This window comes from Trinickia sp. EG282A, from assembly GCF_040965455.1.
Lineage (GTDB): Bacteria > Pseudomonadota > Gammaproteobacteria > Burkholderiales > Burkholderiaceae > Trinickia > Trinickia symbiotica.
The window spans coordinates 933137-948954 of sequence record NZ_JBFRCC010000003.1 but is presented as its reverse complement, the minus strand read 5'-3'; the positions used below and the strand labels follow the sequence as shown (position 1 = coordinate 948954).

Below are 15818 nucleotides of genomic sequence, written 5' to 3'. Positions count from 1 at the left end.
CATTGCGCGTCGCGCTTGCATTCGACGCTTCCGTTCTCGCCGGCATTCGTTCGTCGCGCGAGAGCGTCGGCACATCCGATCGCGACACCCGACGGGTATCGTCCACGCCTCATCACCAAATAGCGGCCCATAGGTAGAAAAACAGCGTGTCGTTGTCTGACGCGTTGCGTCCGGTGCCGTCGTAATTCGCCTTCGATCCGAGGTATTTCGTGAAATGCGTGTACTGCACGCCGATCCGCACGTACTGATAAGGAATCCAGAATAGTTCCGGCATCCAGCCTTGAGTGTTCGGGTGGAGGTTCGCGCTGCTGGCGTAGGCCACGCTGTCGGCGCTGCCGGTCACATTGAAGAAGGACAGGCTCACGCCATACTTCGCCTGGTAGATGTAGGAGGCCTTGAGGCGCAAGGACCCGAGATTGGCCGACTGACTATCGCCGAACACGAAGTTCTGCGCATCGCCGACGTTCTCCTTGATGTACCGCGCCTGCGCGGTGATCGTATGCGGCTCGAGCAGGTACTGATATTGCGCGTCCACTCCGACGTCGCGATAGCGCGTGACGCCTTGCGCGAAGATCGGGATCGAGTCGCCGTCGTTCGGATAGACGTTGGCGATGAGGCCAAACGTGCCGAACATGACGTTGTGCGGGCCCCATTCATGGGTCAAGGCGAGACGCCAGTACGGGTTGTAGCCGCGCAGGTAGGTCTGCGGGTGGTTCGGATCGCCCGGCTTGTTGCCTTTGCTGAGAAACGACCAGATGCCGTCCGCTGTACTGTATGCGGTCAGCTCGGCATAGAGCAGCTTGTTCCAGTAAAGATAGGCGCCCGTGCCCACCACTTGCTGCGCGAGCCCTCCTTCGATCAGCGGAAGGAACTGCGGAGACGCGACGTTGCTGACCGGTGACGAAATATACGGGTAGCTCCACGCGGGCGCCGTATTCCAGACATCCTGCACGGTCGGATTGTTGTGTACGGTCAAGCCGAGGATGACGTCGTTCGCCGCGCCGATGAACCGGTCGGCGAACCGGAAGTCGGTGTTGTCCGAGCCCCAATGTCCGATCCACTTGCCGTCGCCGTTCTGGTGATCGTAGTTGGTGTAGGTGTATTGCGCGAACGCGCCGATCTTGTCGGTGATCTTGCCGCCGAGAAAGATGCTGGCGGCGTCCCAGACGAAATTTCCGTCCTTGGGCGAGATCGGATTCCCATTGACGTCTTTGTTGTTGCGCGTTTTGGTAAAGTCCGCCGTCCCCATGAACGCAAGCGGAATCGTGCGCTCGCCGGCCGTATAGCCCGTCAGCTTGAACATACGGCCGTACGGCGTGAGCTCGGGGAACTGGCCGCCCGCGTGGCAGGCGACGCAGTTTTGTCCCGTCTGGCGCGCGAAAATCGGCAGCGCGTGGGCGGGAATGGCCTGCCAGAGGCAAAGCATCGCGAGACTGGCGAGCGTAACGTAGTGCATCAGACGATGAAACGCGTGCGAGCCCGCGAAGACCGTGGCCATGACCCACCCCCCCTCCAACGTCGGGATCCGCTCGTTGCGATCATCACTGCAACGCCATCACGCCGCGTGCTTCTGTTGCATCCGAAGACGATGAGCGGGAACGAAACGATGCTCGCCGCAAGCTAGAACGGTCGAGACATCGCGGTTATTCCGATCGATGCTCGAATGCTCTCGTCTTGTTCGTATTGTGCTGATGCGTGGGAAGCGAGCGTATGGGGCAGGGTCCTACTGCTCGAGTAGGAAAGATGCTCGAAAGTCCCGGTATGTGGACCGGTGGGGCTGACCCTGAGCACCGCGCGCCACCTTCGAGCATGGGGCGGACCGATCGGGGCCCGATCCGCTCAAAAGCCGCGTGGCATGACGAGATCGGCGGCTCGAAGATGCGATCGGGCGTCCAATGGGATCTTCAGCCAGGCGAACACGCTCATGTCTTGATAGCCCGGCGACGCCCGATAGCCTATGCCACCCCCGACAATGAGATTCGGCGCCACGAGGATGGCGAGCGTCGTCGTATCTTCGCCGAACGCGCCCGAAGCGCGGCCCGTGAAGAGCTCGCGCGTGGCGTAGCCGATGCGGCCCCCGGTTTTGAAAAGGAATCGATGATCCTCGGCGGTTTGGGCGTTGAAAACGAGTCCGGCTTCGCGATTCGATTTCGGACTCCAATAGCCCGCATAGGGCCCGTCGAATCGATTGGCGTCGTATCGGTATGAGCTGAGCCGAATTTCCGGTCCGGCATTGAGCCAGCTCCATCCTTTTACCGAGAAGTCTCGCGTGAGCGCGAGACTTGCCGCGTAGAACGGGTTGAATGCGGTATTCGTCGCCGTGACCGTACCGCCTCCCAGCGTTTCGCCGACGTACCATGCCGTCCGACCGATCGGTTCCCGCGCGGCCACTTCGAGCGAAGACGAGACGGCCGGGCCCGATCCCGACAGGCTGCCTTCGTATGCGCGCAGCGAATCGTAGATGCTGTCGCGCATGGCGGTGATGCGCACGAACGATTGCTCGTTCTGAGCGACGCGCTGGTATTGAATCTTGCCGAGTACCTGAGTCGGGCCGCGGCCCGGCATCTCGATCGCCGCCCCGGCGACGAGCTCGCCTTCGTTCCAGTCGGTCCGCGCCGCGGCGGCAAAGAGCTTGCCCCAAGCACGGCGTTCGCCATCATCGAGCCGCATGACCGTGGCGTCGAGGCGCAATGAGAGCGAAGGGGTCGGCAAAAGTACAGCGGACAACTGCGGGATCGTCCAGACGGTCAGCTTGTCCCGCCCCGGCGTCCCGGATTTTCGGTCCAGCGAGAAAAGCGACTGCAGCGCCGCTTCATGCCCCTCGATCGAGTGTCCCGCGAGCGAGCGGGCTCGAGCGTCGAGACCAAGGCGCTCGTCGTGCTCGGCAAGCATCTGGCGGGCGGCGACCGGCGTGCGCGAACCGTTTTCGGCGACGAGCGCATCGAGCGCCGCATAGTCGTGGGCGGCGGCGGACGAGAATGCCAGGCCTTGCGCGTACTCGTCGTTCTGCGGCGCTTCGCGGTGCAGCGTGCGGAAAATGTCCTCGGCTTGCATCGGGCGTTTGCTCGCCAACATGGCCCAGCCGATCATCGAGCGCGTCGCGGCATCGCGTGCCCCGCCCGTTTCGTCGATGAGTTTCAGCGCGGCATCGACCTCGGCGGGATTGCCCGACGCTTTCGCACGCTGGAGCGCGATTTCCGCGTGCAGGCGCCGGCCCTCCGGTGTCGTCAAGGCGCGCGATTCGGCTTCCGCTTCTTCGAGTCGGCCTTGATGCATCAGCGCCAGAGCGAGGCCGAAGTGCGCCGGCGCCGGGTCCTCCGCGCCTTTCAGCGCCTCGCGGAAAAGGCGCTCCGCCGTTGCGTCGTCGTCTGCTTTCTCCTCGAGCCAGCCGGATGTCTCGAGCGCGGCGGCGTCGAGCGTGACGGAGCGATCGGCTCGCAGCGCGCGCGAGTAGCCGAGGGCGTCTTCATAGCGGCCTGCCGTATTGGCCGCGTACATGCGCTGCAGTTCGATGTCGGTGCGGATCTTGTGCAATGCCGGCATGTCGAACGCAGGGTCGGCGAGCAGGCGATCGACGTATGCCGCCGGAAGCGCGTTGGCCGCTTTCCATGCGGTGCCCTCGAGCTCGGGCCCGACGGGGCAGGTATGCAGGAGCTGGAGGTAGCTCGCGTAAGCCTGCTCGGGATGGCCCGTCGCGGCCAAGCGCTGCGCGCGATCCCACTTCGCCGGCAGGTCCGCGCAGCTGGGCGATTCAGCCGTCGGTGCGGCGGAGGCTCGCGATTTGGCCGCCGGTGCGACGTAGGCGCGCGTCCGACCCGTCGTCGTTGCCCTGCGCTTGTGATCGACATTACCGTGCGTCCCGACGCCGGCGGCGGGCTCCGCGAGCTTGACGGAATTCTGCGCTGCTGGCGCGTCGCCCCACGCGCCTTGGGCCGATACCGATTGGCGCGACGCCTGCGGCGCCCGGGGCGACGCAGGTGACGATTGCTCCCCCGCGGCGTTTTGCGCGGAAAGGAGAGCGCCGAAAGCGGCGAGCGCGAGCAGGCTCTTCATGGTTGTCGCCCGGACCTGGAATCGGGGAAGGGGGGCTTGCCCGCTGCCGCGAGCCGCTCGGCGACCTGGGCTTTCAACGCCGCATTGAGAAAGACGAAGCAGGCGAAAAGCAGTGCCGTCAGAATCGACCAGAAGACCACCGGATCGGCGAGGAAAAGCCGGACTTCCGCGATGGGCGAGCGCCGCGCGACCGCGAGCGGGATCGCGGAGTCGGCACGCGTATCGAAGAGCGTGGCGCGTTGCGTGAACAGCGACCAAACGGCCGGCCGGCGCAGCATGTCGACCGCGCGGCTCACGGCGGCATCCGAGATCCCGAGCAGCGCGATGCGCGGTGCGAGGCCGTTGCGGCCGGGAACCGACACAACCTGACCGGGTTGCAGTGGCGGATAGGCGGGCAAGAAGCGCCGTAGCCGCGGCGACAACGCGGAGTCTTGACCGAAGAAATAGTTTGCCTGGCTCGCGTCGGCGGAGAAATCGATCGCGACGTCGGCGGTGGCGCCGGTTGCGCGGGCGTGCAGCGCGGCGAAATTGAGCGCTGCTCGCATCAGCGCGGGGTTGGCCTCGGCCAGCGTGATCGCCATGCGCGTTGCCGGCGTTTGAAGGGTCGTCGTGCTATCGATTGTCATCGCGGAACGAGCCGGAAGCGATGCGGTCGTATCCGCGAACGCCTGCGCCGCTCGAAGACAGTCGGCGTCCGTGTTCCCGGAAAGAACGACGATGACCGACTTGCCGGCGCGAGCTGGATAGATGCCAAGGAACGGGCCGCTGATGGTGCGCGCGACCGATTCGGGCAGCAAGTCGGAGAGTGCGCTGCGCGTGCCGACGAGCAGCATGTCCGCCCCGTCCTCGTCTTCTTGCTCCAAGCCCCACGAAGCCGGGTCGCGAGGCCAGTCGATCAGCTTCCTGTCGCTGCGATACTGGACGGCGACATCGACCTCTCGCATACGCGCTGCGATGCCTTCGACGGCGAGTACGGCCGCCCCCAGCCGCTCAGGCGATATTGCGCCCCGCCCCAGGTCGACCGTGACGGTGCGCGCCAGCCACGAGCGTCCGTCGAATGCAAGCGGCAGCTGCGCCAGCGTGGGCGCGGCGTTCGGGCGAAGGCCAGCGAAATCGAGGGTAATCGAGGATCGAATGTCGTTCGTCGGGGCCGCGCGCGTGCTCGCATCGGCGCCGCTTACCGGCGCCGTGCGCGGCACGAGGGCCACCTGGATGCTGTTGATCCCGGGCACGAAGACTTGCGGCGGGAGAGCCAGCGTCTTGTCGGTCGCGCCGGCATCGGGGGCGGCATCGGCATCGGCGGCAGGAGCGCCATTGACCCAAACGACGTACTTCGAATCCGCGGGCGGCGGTTCGGCAGGCACCAAGTGGAGGCGCACGCCGCTCAGCGCTTCGCGGGGCGCGAGTTCGACGATGAGCGCATGGCCGGCGGCAGCGGCGCCGCCGGTGGCTCGAAGCGCCGAGAATGGCCGCGTCGCCGTCTGTCCGAGGGCGGACGCCGCGACCACGCACAGCAAGCACGCGGCGGCGGCGTGGGCCCATCGGTTAGCCATGGAAGACCTTTCGGCCAACATGCCGAGCATGCGCATGGGCGCCCTTCGCGGAGAGGGCAAGCATGCCGATGAAGGACCTGAGGAAGTTCGCCGGCGCCTCCCGCTGCTTCCACTGGCGCAACCATCGTTCGCTGTCGCCGTAGGCCAGCACGACGGCGGCGCGCTCCTCCTCGGCCGATTGCGGCGTATAGAGGCCGACGTATTCTCCTCGCGCACCATCGACGGTGCTGATGACGCGCGCGTTGAGCAGTCGGTCGCCGAACCTGAGCGCGAAGCGCTCGAGCGAGAACGGCTCGTGCAAGCGTATGCGCAGTCCGAGTTCGTTGGCATCGACAAGCACCGCTTCCCGTTCGCCGAACGGACCGACGAGCGTAACCGGGTCTCCCATCACGATGCGCGGTCGCACGCGGCGCTGCGCTTTTTCGAAGAGGGCGCCGAGCGCGCCGAAGCTCAAAAAGAGGTTGAAGCCGATCCATGCGACGGCTGCCACCAGGATCGCGCGCGATTCCGGCTCGAGCGCCAGGCGAACGCCGCCCCATATGAGGCCGACAAGCGAGCCGGCGAAAATGGCATAGAACGGCAATCGAAAATCGCTGATGAAGTCGACGTCGCTTTTTTCCCCTTTCGGAGTGACCTGAAATATCGGCGAGTTGGGTCGCAAGAGCGCCGAGACCAGGGCGGGAAGGACGTAGAACGCTTGTATCGTCTCGTACAGCTCGGACGAGAAGATGCGCCTGAAGCGGCCGTTCAATCGCTCGGCGGTCAAGACGGCCGCGACGAGATAGGGCAGCGTATAGCCGAAGAGGTTGTTCGCTCCGCCCGGATACGTCTGCAGCTTGAAGACGATGCTCAAAATCGGCACGGCGAAAGTGATGAGGCGCGCGAACGGGAAGAACCAGAAAAGACCGAGGGACGAGTAGGCGACCCGCTGCGTCAGCGAAAGGCCGCGCACGAGCCACGGATTTTGCTTCATCAGGATCTGCATCATCCCGACGCCCCAGCGGATGCGCTGAACGAGGAAGCCGGAGATCGTCTCCGGCTGCAGACCCGCCACCATCGGCCGACTCAAGTAGGCGGAGTGCCATCCGCGCTGATGCAGCTTGACGGAGGTCGAGGCGTCTTCCGTAATCGAATCCGTCGATTTCCTCCATGGCGGCACGCCTTACCAGAGCGCCGGAGCCGCAGCAAAACGACGCATTCCAGGTATCCAGGCCCTTTTGCACCACTCGATAAAAGAGGTCGTTCTCGGCCGGCGTTCGACTGAACAGCCCGAGATTTTTTTCGATTGCATCCGGGTTCGTAAAGAAGTGAGGTGTCTGCACGAGGGCAATTTTCGGATCGGCGAGAAAAAAGCCGACGGTGGCCCGAAGGAAGTCGCGGGTCGGCACGTGATCGGCATCGAGGATTGCGATCAGATCGCCTGACGTGCTGCGCATCGCCGCGTTGAGATTGCCGCTCTTCGCGTGCGCGTTCGATTCGCGGGTCAAGTAGACGGCGCCGTGACGTGCCGCGAGCGCCTTCAGCCGCTCGGCGCGTTCGGCGAGTTCCCGCCTTTGCTCTGCGCGTTGCGCTGTCCTGGCGCGCGGAAAGCCGTCGTCGAGCACGAAGACGCGAAAGCGTTCCTTCGGATAGTCGATTTCCACGGCGCCGCAAACGGTCGGCGCAACGACGGACAGCGGTTCGGAATAGGTGGGGATGTAGACGTCGACGAACGGCAGCGCCCGCGGATCGTCAGGCAGCGGGAGCGGCCGCCGCTCGAGCGGCCGAGCGCTCACGAAATAGCTGAGCAGAACGATCCCCATGCAATAGAGCTCGGCCGCGAGTAGCGCCGCCGCGACGAGTTCGGACGGCAAGCCGCCGCCGATCGGAAAGGATGCGAAGCGCCAGGCGATGTAGCGCGTGATGAGAAAACCGCTGAAAGCCAGTAGCAACGGCCGCGTGAGAGGCGTTTGCACCGGAAGCAGGATCGCGAGGACGGCAAGCAGCCCACATGCGTTGGCAATCGGGTGCGGCAAGCCGACCGAAAGAACGGCGAGCGCGGCAAGTCCCGCCAGCGAAAGCACGGCCGTCATCTTGTAGACGTTCGGTAGCATTTGCGACTTCCGCCTATTGATCCGACGTTAACGGACCGGCAATTAGTACGAGCATAATAGGAAAATCACGGCAATGCCACGTCTGTCGTGCGCGGCGGCCGTACCGCGTCGCGGCGAAGGGCGGCGCGACGCGATCGGTGCGGCTTGCGAGTTGGCGATTCATGGTTATACTAAAAATCCGACGAAACCGACCCTGATTCAAACCCAAATTACGGAATGCCGGAAGCGGTCAGGCGTAGGGCGATAACGAGAGAGGGCGTGCATGGCCACACCGAACGAGCAACGCGAGGCGCTTACGCTGATGCATCAGATGGGGCTCAGCGATGGCGCCATCGACCGACGCAAGAAGATAGTCGGTCTCGAGTCGACCGACGTCACGCGGATTGCCGCGATCAGGGACCCGGTGCTGCACCGGCTCGACGAATATGCCGGCATCTTCTTCGATCATCTCGCGGGTCTCGATGAAGCTCGCCCGCTGCTTCAGAACAACGCGCTTGCCGAAAAAGCGAAACGCCTCAAGAAAGACCATTTGCGCGCGATGGTATCGGGCGATTATGGCGCGGCCTATGTCGAGCAGCGCATCGAACTCGGCCTGCTCTATGCGGTCGCCGGTCTCGACACCCGACTTTTTCTCGGCGCCTTCCATCATCTGTTGGGCAACATCGGCGTAGACGTCGTGAAGCATGCCGGACATGCGGCCTTCGATGCATTCGAGAGCTACATGTCGCTGAAGAAGGTGGCCTTTTTCGATATCGGCCTTATCGTCGACGTGCTCGTGTTCGAGCGCGAGCGCGTCATTCGCCAGCAGCAGGAGGCGATACGCGAGCTCTCCACGCCGGTGCTGCAGTTGCGCGAGCGCCTGCTGCTGTTGCCGATCATCGGCGTCATCGATACTTATCGCGCGCGGCTCATCACCGAAAGCCTGCTGCAGGAGATCCGGGCCACCCGCGCCCGCGTCGTCGTCATGGATATCACGGGCGTCGCCACGATCGATTCGCGCGTCGCCAATCACATCATGCAAACGGTCGCGGCGGCGCGCCTCATGGGGGCGCAGGTCATCGTGACCGGCATCAGCGCCCCCGTGGCTCAGTCGCTCGTGGCGCTCGGCATTGAGCTCGGCACGCTCGACACCGTCGGCGATCTTCAAGGCGGCATCGAGCGCGCCGAACACACGCTCGGTTATCGCTTGATGCAGGCGGGCGCGCCGGAGCTCGTCGACGGCCGTCTGAACGGGGCGAGCTAACGCCGTGTCCGTTCCGATCCTCAAACAAGGCGATGTGCTCATCGCGTCGATTCAATCCGCGCTGTCGGATCAGGATCTCATCGACCTTCGCGACGGGTTCGCGGAGCGGATAGGGCGCTTGCGGATCAAAGGCGTCCTCATCGACGTGACCGCACTCGACGTGCTCGATTCGTTCGCGACGCGCACGATGCGCGCGATCGCCTATGTCGCGAAGCTGCGCGGCGCCGCGACGGTCGTCGTCGGCATTCAGCCCGACGTGGCGTTCGCGATGGTGCAACTCGGGCTTTCGCTCGACGGCGTCATCACCGCGCTCGATCTCGAAGAGGGGCTCGCGCATCTCGGCGGTCAAGCGAGACGGGGCCGCCGCCATGACGGATGAAGTGCGGGTCCCGATCGAGCGCGAAGCCGATATCGTCACGGCTCGCCAGAAAGGTCGCGAGCTCGCCGCCGCGACGGGATTTTCGACGACGGACCAGACGATTATCGCGCTCGCGATCTCGGAGATGGCCCGCAACATCGTCTCCTATGCGAAGAGCGGCGAAATCGTGCTCTGCCGCCTCGATGACGGCGCGCGCAAGGGCATTCAAATCGTCGCTCGGGACGAAGGGCCGGGCATTCCCAACATCGAGCTTGCCATGCGTGACGGGTACTCGACGGGGAGGAGCCTTGGCGTCGGCCTGCCCGGCACGAAGCGCGTCATGGATGAATTCGAGTTGACGTCGGCGCTCGGCAAGGGCACGACGATCAAGATGAAGCGATGGCTGAGATGAAACGACCCCCACGCTCACTATCGTTCGCTGCCCCCCGAGGGGGCCTCAGCCTCCCTTGGGGCGGCCCCGGCGCCCGCAAGGAAGTCCCCGTGGGGACGGGAGGCTGAGATGATAACCACCTTGCCGCCCGAAGGCCCCATTGTCGAATGGGGATGGGCGGGTCGTGCGCTCGACGGGCCGTCGGGCGATCTGCACGTCGTCGTCCCGTTCGATGGCGGCACGCTCGTCGCATTGCTCGATGGGCTTGGGCATGGCGATGCGGCGGCGGCCGCCTCACAGGCTGCAGTTCCCGTGCTCGAAGCGCATGCGTCCGAGCCGGTCGCGCGCCTCGTGCAGCGATGCCACGAGGCGCTGCGCGGGACGCGAGGCGCCGTCATGACCCTGGCGTCGTTCGACGCGCGCGATGGCTCGATGACGTGGACTGGGGTGGGCAACGTCGACGGCATTCTCCGCCGCATTCGCGACGGCCGACAGCGGCGCGACGAAGCGATTTCCACGCGCGGCGGCGTCGTCGGCTATCGGCTGCCGCCGCTGAAGGCGGACCGACTCCCGTTGTCGCGAGGCGACACCCTCGTCATGGCGACAGACGGCATTCGAAGCAATTTCTCCGCCGGCGTGACGATGGAATACAGCCCCCAGGAAATCGCCGAGTCGATCCTCGTGCGCTACGGGAAGGATTCCGACGACGCGCATGTCGTCGTCGCCCGCTATCTCGGGGCCGGCTCATGACCACGCGGCTCGACGCGCTCGTCGACGAATACGTCTCGGGTCTCCAGGCGTATCTCGGGCAGCGCGACGAGGCCGCACGGACACGCGCCTACGAATTGGGCCGGCGTGCGATGGTCGAGGGCTTGGGCGTGCTCGAGATGGCCGCGCTGCATCGCGCCGCATTGGATACGCTCGTGTTGCCGGCTGCCGCCGATCGACAGGAACGGCTCGATGCTTCGACGGAGTTTTTCAACGAACTGCTCGCACCGTTCGAGATGTCGCTGCACGGCTATCGGGCGGCGCTCGCGGCGAGCGAGGAGCGGTTTCAACTTGCCGTGAGCGGCGCGACGGCCGGACTGTGGGACTGGAATCCGCAGAGCGGAGAAGTCTATTTCTCGCCCCATTTCAAGGGGATCATGGGCTATGCGGATCACGAGCTGCCCAACGAGAGTCGTGCACATCTCGATGCAGTCCACCCCGACGATATCGGCCGCGTGAAGCAAAGGCTGAACATGCATCTGCGCGAGCGCCGCCCGTACGATGTCGAGTATCGGCTGCGCACGAAATCGGGCGGTTTCCGATGGGTTCAATCGCGCGGGCAGGCGTTATGGGACGATGCCGGGGAGCCCTATCGGATGGTGGGGTGGATCATGGACATCACAGATCGCAAGCGCGACGAGGAAGCGCTGCGCGTTTCGCGTGAAGAGCTGCGGCGCCTCTCCGCGCATATCCAGCGGATTCGTGAGGAGGAGAAGGCCCGGATCGCGCGCGAGCTGCACGACGACCTGGGGCAGCAGCTCACCGCGCTGAAGATGGCTGTGACGCTCGTCGAGCACAAGAGCTCGAACCGCGCGGCGCCGTCGCTATCGCAGGGCGACATGCGCGGCATGTACGCGATGATCGATCAACTCATCGATTCCGTGCGGCGGATCGCGGCGGATCTGCGTCCGGTCATGCTCGACGATCTCGGGCTGATTCCAGCGATCGAATGGCTCGCCAGCGACTTTTCCGCACGCTACCGCGTCAAGGTGGTCCGGCATATCGATGTCGATGCGATCGAGTTCAATCGCGAATGCAGGATCGAGGTGTTTCGCATGGTGCAGGAGGCGCTGACGAACGTTGCGCGCCATTCCGGCGCGACCGAGGTGGTGCTCGACATCGTCCGGCGCGATCCGCATTGCATCGTGCGCGTCGTCGACAATGGCCGCGGCGCCGCCGCGCGAGACTCCCGCCCCGGCCGGCACTCGTTCGGCCTGATCGGTATGCGAGAGCGCGCGGCGTTGCTCGGCGGCGAAATCCAGATCCGCACGACGCCGGGCTCGGGCTTCGAGCTGACCGCCATCTTGCCACTCGCGGCCATCGAAGCGCGCGAAGAGAAATGATTCGGCGCGTCGCGAATCGGTGCCGCCGTCGGCGTCTCGCGAGCGGCCGCGCTCGCTTCAGAGCGGTTTGTCCCAACCCCAATCGATTGCGTCGTTCCACTGCTTGAGCGTCACCGTCACGCCTGCGCCCTCGATCGAATCGATCTCGAACTCGTCGACGAGACGCCTTGCGCCAGACAGCCCCAGGCCCAGCCCATCGCCGGTCGAATAGCCGTCCTGCATAGCCTGCGCGACATCGGCGATGCCCGGCCCCCAGTCGCGAGCGAGAACGGCAACGCCACGGCGTCCGCCGTCCGCGAGAGTGCCGAACGAGAGCTCTCCCTTTCCGGCGTGCACGAGGATATTGCGCGCGATCTCAGTGACGGCGGTTTCCAGCGCCGCGATCTTGGGCGGTGGAAGCGCTTCCTGCGCACCCAGCTCGCGAACGCGGCGCCGCGCAACCGCGACGTCCGAATCGTCGCGGATAGCCAGACGGTCGGCGGGTCCGGGCGCTCGGTTCTCGGTCATGATCCGAACCTGCTGGCGGACGCGAAGACTTCCCCGGATCCGAGATGCGCAGGGCGCGATGGCACAGCGTTGAGCCGACTCATGGCCCCTCCTGCGGAGCGAGCGAAACTGCCCAATAAGATAAGCGAAGGCCCGGATGCAAGCCAATGTTTTGTTACCGGAGTAATCTGTCCGACACGCGCGAGCGCGGCAGACAAGGGTCGCGCTGATCGTTCGCTCGCGCAATCTGCTCTTTCGTTCGATCGCAGTTGCAGTTCCTCTTGCGCACGCCGGGCGTTTCATCCGCCGCTCGCGCGCGCCCGCAATCGTCAAACGAATCCAACGAGAGTCCTCATGAAAGCATCCGATTTGTTCGTCAAGTCGCTCGAAGCCGAAGGCGTCGAATACGTATTCGGCATTCCGGGCGAGGAAAACCTCGATCTGCTCGAGTCGCTGCGCCGCTCGAAAATCAAGCTGGTGCTGACGCGCCATGAGCAGGCGGCCGGTTTCATGGCCGCGACGTACGGGCGGTTGACGGGTCGCACGGGCGTGTGCCTCTCGACGCTCGGCCCCGGCGCCACCAACTTCGTCACGGCCGCGGCCTACGCTCAGCTCGGCGGCATGCCGATGCTGATGGTGACGGGCCAAAAGCCGATCAAGACGAGCAAGCAGGGGCACTTTCAGATCGTCGATGTCGTGCGCATGATGGAGCCGCTCACGAAGTACTCGCGGCAAATCGTCTCCATCGGCAATATCCCCGCGCTGGTGCGCGAGGCGTTTCGCCGTGCCGAGGAGGAGCGGCCGGGTGCAACGCATCTCGAGCTGCCGGAAGACGTCGCGCACGAAGAGGGCGACGGCAAGCCGATTCCGAAGAGCTACAGCCGACGTCCCGTCGCCGAGGAAAAGGCCGTCGCGCATGCCGTCAATGCGATCGGCGGGGCGAGGCACCCGCTTCTGATGATCGGCGCCGGCGGCAACCGCAAGACGACGCGCAAGGTGCTGCGCGAATTCGTCGATCAGACCGGCATCCCGTTCTTTACGACGCAGATGGGCAAGGGCGTGATCGACGAATCGCACCCTCTGTGGCTCGGGAACGCGACGCTTTCGGACGGCGATTTCGTGCACCGCGCGATCGATCACGCGGACTGCATCATCAATGTCGGGCACGATGTGATCGAGAAGCCGCCGTTCTTCATGCGCGGCGCCGACGCGGGCGAGAAGACGGTGATCCACGTGAATTTCCTCGGTGCCGAGGTCGACCCTGTCTATTTCCCGCAGATCGAAGTCGTCGGCGACATCGCGAACGCGGTATGGCAGTTGAAGGAGAGCCTGAAAACGTGCGAGAAGCGGTGGGACTTCACGCGCTTTACGGAAATCAAGGAGCACTTCGAGGCGCACCTCGTGAAAGGGCAGCATGACGACCGGTTTCCGATGTACCCGGTACGGATCGTCAACGACGTCTACGAGACGATGCCCGAGGACGGCATCATCTGCCTCGACAACGGCATGTACAAGATCTGGTTCGCGCGCTACTACCGCGCGCACGAGCCGAACTCGCTGTTGCTCGACAACGCGCTCGCATCGATGGGCGCGGGCTTGCCCTCCGCGATCGCAACGAAGATCGTGCATCCCGATCGCAAAGTCATCGCCGTCTGCGGCGACGGCGGCTTCATGATGAACTCGCAGGAGCTCGAAACGGCCGTACGGCTCAAGCTCGATCTGGTGGTGCTGATCTTGCGCGACGATGCATTCGGCATGATCCGCTGGAAGCAGGAGAACATGAACTTTCCGGACTACGGGATGACGCTCGCGAATCCCGATTTCGTCGACTATACGAGGAGCTATGGCGCCCAGGGTCACCGCGTCACGTCGGCTGCCGAGTTCGCGCCGCTCGTACGCGATTGCTTCGCGACGCCGGGGGTGCATGTGATCGACGTGCCCATCGACTATTCGGACAACGAACGCGTGCTCAATCGCGAGATCAAGCGCTTGTCGGCGCGGATTTGAGCCGCAGCGCATTGCTTTTCCTAAGCGAACGAATCGCATCCAGGAGAACATGACATGTTGAAGCCAACTTACCCGTACTACCTTGCGAACGAACCGGTTGCGGCCAACGCCGATCTCGAGGTGACCGACAAATACAGCGGCGAGGTCGCGACGCGTGTCGCGCTTGCCGACGCGCAGGCCATCGACAAGGCGATCTCGGCCGCCGTGGACGCGATGCCGGCGCTGCGCGCCTACCCGCCGTTCAAGCGGCAACTGGTGCTCGAGCATTGCGTGAAGCGCTTTCGCGAGCGCTACGACGAGCTCGCGATGGCGCTTTGCATAGAAGCCGGCAAGCCGATCAACGATTCGCGCGGCGAGGTCACCCGGCTCATCGATACATTCAAGGTCGCGGCCGAAGAGTCTGTCCGCATCGACGGCGAGATCATCAACCTCGAAATATCGCAGCGGGCGAAGGGTTATCACGGTTATGTGAAGCGTGTGCCGATCGGACCGTGCTCCTTCATCTCGCCGTTCAATTTCCCGCTCAACCTTGCCGCGCACAAAGTCGCGCCGGCGCTTGCGGCGGGGGTGTCCTTCGTGATGAAGCCGGCGAGCCGCACGCCTATAGGCGCGCTCATCATTGCGGAGGTGCTGGCCGAGACGGATTTGCCGAAGGGCGCCTTCTCCGTGCTGCCCGCGCATCGCGACGGAGCAGACTTGTTTACGACCGACGAGCGCTTCAGGCTGCTTTCGTTCACGGGGTCGCCGGCCGTCGGCTGGGAACTCAAGAAAAAGGCGGGGAAGAAGAAAGTCATCCTCGAGCTCGGCGGCAATGCGGCCGCGATCGTCGACGGCGATCAGGGTGGCAAGCTCGACTACGTGGTGGACCGGCTCGCGTTCGGCGCGTTCTATCAGTCTGGGCAAAGTTGTATCGGCGTTCAGCGGATTCTCATTCATGCGTCGCTCTACGACGCGCTGCGGGAGAAGCTGATCGCGAAGACGAAGTCCCTCAAAATGGGCGACCCAAAGGACGAGAAGACGTTCGTCGGGCCCATGATCTCCGAATCGGAGTCGCGGCGCCTTGCCGGCTGGATGGAGGGTGCGGTGCAAGCGGGAGCGAAAATCATCGCGGGTGGGAACGTGGACGGCGCGATGTTCGAAGCGACGCTGCTCGAAGGCGTCAAGCGCGATACCGATCTCTATCGGCGCGAGGCATTCGGGCCCGTGGCGATCCTCGAGCGCTTCAGTGACTTCGAAGAGGCGCTCGCGGTCGTGAACGACAGCGACTTCGGGCTGCAGGCAGGGATCTTCACCGATTCCCTCGCGCATGCGCATCGCGCGTGGGATGCACTGGAAGTGGGCGGCGTGGTGATCAACGATGTGCCGTCGTTTCGGGTCGACAACATGCCGTATGGCGGCGTGAAGGATTCGGGGCTTGGCCGCGAGGGTATTCGCTACGCGATCGAGGATATGACTGAACTGCGGCTGATGGTCGTGCGCGAGACGTGGTGAGCGCTGTGGGGCCGGCACCATAGTCACTCAAC

General features: G+C 64.4%; 11 protein-coding genes and 1 pseudogene. 7 read left to right on the top strand and 5 right to left on the bottom strand.

Annotated elements, in window-relative coordinates:
• Positions 1-112 precede the first annotated feature (112 nt).
• The 4 genes and pseudogenes from AB4Y31_RS18755 to AB4Y31_RS18740 form a co-directional block, all read right to left on the bottom strand.
• On the bottom strand, positions 113-1498 hold the full coding sequence (locus AB4Y31_RS18755) for a cytochrome C (protein ID WP_368675194.1): 1386 nt from the start codon (positions 1496-1498) through the stop codon (positions 113-115).
• A gap of 341 nt (positions 1499-1839) precedes the next feature.
• Positions 1840-4053 (bottom strand): hypothetical protein, encoded by a 2214-nt coding sequence (locus tag AB4Y31_RS18750; RefSeq protein ID WP_368675193.1) that lies wholly within the window; start codon positions 4051-4053, stop codon positions 1840-1842.
• On the bottom strand, positions 4050-5606 hold the full coding sequence (locus tag AB4Y31_RS18745) for a cellulose biosynthesis cyclic di-GMP-binding regulatory protein BcsB (RefSeq protein ID WP_368675192.1): 1557 nt from the start codon (positions 5604-5606) through the stop codon (positions 4050-4052). Before AB4Y31_RS18745 ends, AB4Y31_RS18750 begins: the two co-directional genes overlap by 4 nt.
• Before the next feature lie 901 nt (positions 5607-6507).
• A pseudogene (locus AB4Y31_RS18740) lies at positions 6508-7408 on the bottom strand (glycosyltransferase); the annotation flags it as partial.
• A 553-nt stretch (positions 7409-7961) separates the two neighbouring features.
• On the opposite strand from AB4Y31_RS18740, the gene AB4Y31_RS18735 reads away from it, so the two are divergent.
• The 5 genes from AB4Y31_RS18735 to AB4Y31_RS18715 all read left to right on the top strand — a co-directional run bounded on the left by AB4Y31_RS18735 (position 7962) and on the right by AB4Y31_RS18715 (position 11802).
• Positions 7962-8942: a protoglobin domain-containing protein gene (locus tag AB4Y31_RS18735; RefSeq protein WP_368675191.1), complete on the top strand. Its 981-nt coding sequence runs from the start codon at positions 7962-7964 to the stop codon at positions 8940-8942.
• Positions 8943-8946: 4 nt separating this feature from the next.
• Positions 8947-9321 carry an STAS domain-containing protein gene (locus tag AB4Y31_RS18730; RefSeq protein ID WP_368675190.1) on the top strand — a complete coding sequence of 125 codons (375 nt, stop codon included), beginning with the start codon at positions 8947-8949 and terminating at the stop codon, positions 9319-9321.
• Entirely contained in the window at positions 9311-9712 is a 402-nt protein-coding gene (locus AB4Y31_RS18725) for an anti-sigma regulatory factor (RefSeq protein ID WP_368675189.1), read from the top strand. The genes AB4Y31_RS18730 and AB4Y31_RS18725 overlap by 11 nt, the downstream gene beginning before the upstream one ends.
• Positions 9713-9820: 108 nt before the next feature.
• Positions 9821-10441: a SpoIIE family protein phosphatase gene (locus AB4Y31_RS18720; RefSeq protein WP_368675188.1), complete on the top strand. Its 621-nt coding sequence runs from the start codon at positions 9821-9823 to the stop codon at positions 10439-10441.
• Positions 10438-11802: a PAS domain-containing protein gene (locus AB4Y31_RS18715; RefSeq protein ID WP_368675187.1), complete on the top strand. Its 1365-nt coding sequence runs from the start codon at positions 10438-10440 to the stop codon at positions 11800-11802. Before AB4Y31_RS18720 ends, AB4Y31_RS18715 begins: the two co-directional genes overlap by 4 nt.
• 57 nt (positions 11803-11859) lie before the next feature.
• Here the strand turns inward: AB4Y31_RS18715 and AB4Y31_RS18710 are convergent, their stop codons facing one another.
• Positions 11860-12309: an ATP-binding protein gene (locus AB4Y31_RS18710; RefSeq protein ID WP_368675186.1), complete on the bottom strand. Its 450-nt coding sequence runs from the start codon at positions 12307-12309 to the stop codon at positions 11860-11862.
• A 333-nt stretch (positions 12310-12642) separates the two neighbouring features.
• On the opposite strand from AB4Y31_RS18710, the gene AB4Y31_RS18705 reads away from it, so the two are divergent.
• Positions 12643-14295, top strand: coding sequence for an acetolactate synthase large subunit (locus AB4Y31_RS18705; protein WP_018439117.1), 1653 nt, complete (start codon positions 12643-12645; stop codon positions 14293-14295).
• 54 nt (positions 14296-14349) lie between these two features.
• Positions 14350-15786, top strand: a complete 1437-nt coding sequence (locus AB4Y31_RS18700; RefSeq protein ID WP_368675185.1) for an aldehyde dehydrogenase family protein — start codon at positions 14350-14352, stop codon at positions 15784-15786.
• Positions 15787-15818: the final 32 nt, after the last annotated feature.

What these genes read in the sequence shown, in the direction of transcription:
- AB4Y31_RS18755 (WP_368675194.1), bottom strand. Translation starts at nt 1,498, where the DNA reads ATGGCCACGGTCTTCGCGGGCTCGCACGCGTTTCATCGTCTGATGCAC.
- AB4Y31_RS18705 (WP_018439117.1), top strand. Translation starts at nt 12,643, where the DNA reads ATGAAAGCATCCGATTTGTTCGTCAAGTCGCTCGAAGCCGAAGGCGTC.
- AB4Y31_RS18725 (WP_368675189.1), top strand. Translation starts at nt 9,311, where the DNA reads ATGACGGATGAAGTGCGGGTCCCGATCGAGCGCGAAGCCGATATCGTC.
- AB4Y31_RS18715 (WP_368675187.1), top strand. Translation starts at nt 10,438, where the DNA reads ATGACCACGCGGCTCGACGCGCTCGTCGACGAATACGTCTCGGGTCTC.
- AB4Y31_RS18750 (WP_368675193.1), bottom strand. Translation starts at nt 4,053, where the DNA reads ATGAAGAGCCTGCTCGCGCTCGCCGCTTTCGGCGCTCTCCTTTCCGCG.
- AB4Y31_RS18710 (WP_368675186.1), bottom strand. Translation starts at nt 12,309, where the DNA reads ATGACCGAGAACCGAGCGCCCGGACCCGCCGACCGTCTGGCTATCCGC.
- AB4Y31_RS18745 (WP_368675192.1), bottom strand. Translation starts at nt 5,606, where the DNA reads ATGGCTAACCGATGGGCCCACGCCGCCGCCGCGTGCTTGCTGTGCGTG.
- AB4Y31_RS18735 (WP_368675191.1), top strand. Translation starts at nt 7,962, where the DNA reads ATGGCCACACCGAACGAGCAACGCGAGGCGCTTACGCTGATGCATCAG.
- AB4Y31_RS18700 (WP_368675185.1), top strand. Translation starts at nt 14,350, where the DNA reads ATGTTGAAGCCAACTTACCCGTACTACCTTGCGAACGAACCGGTTGCG.
- AB4Y31_RS18720 (WP_368675188.1), top strand. Translation starts at nt 9,821, where the DNA reads ATGATAACCACCTTGCCGCCCGAAGGCCCCATTGTCGAATGGGGATGG.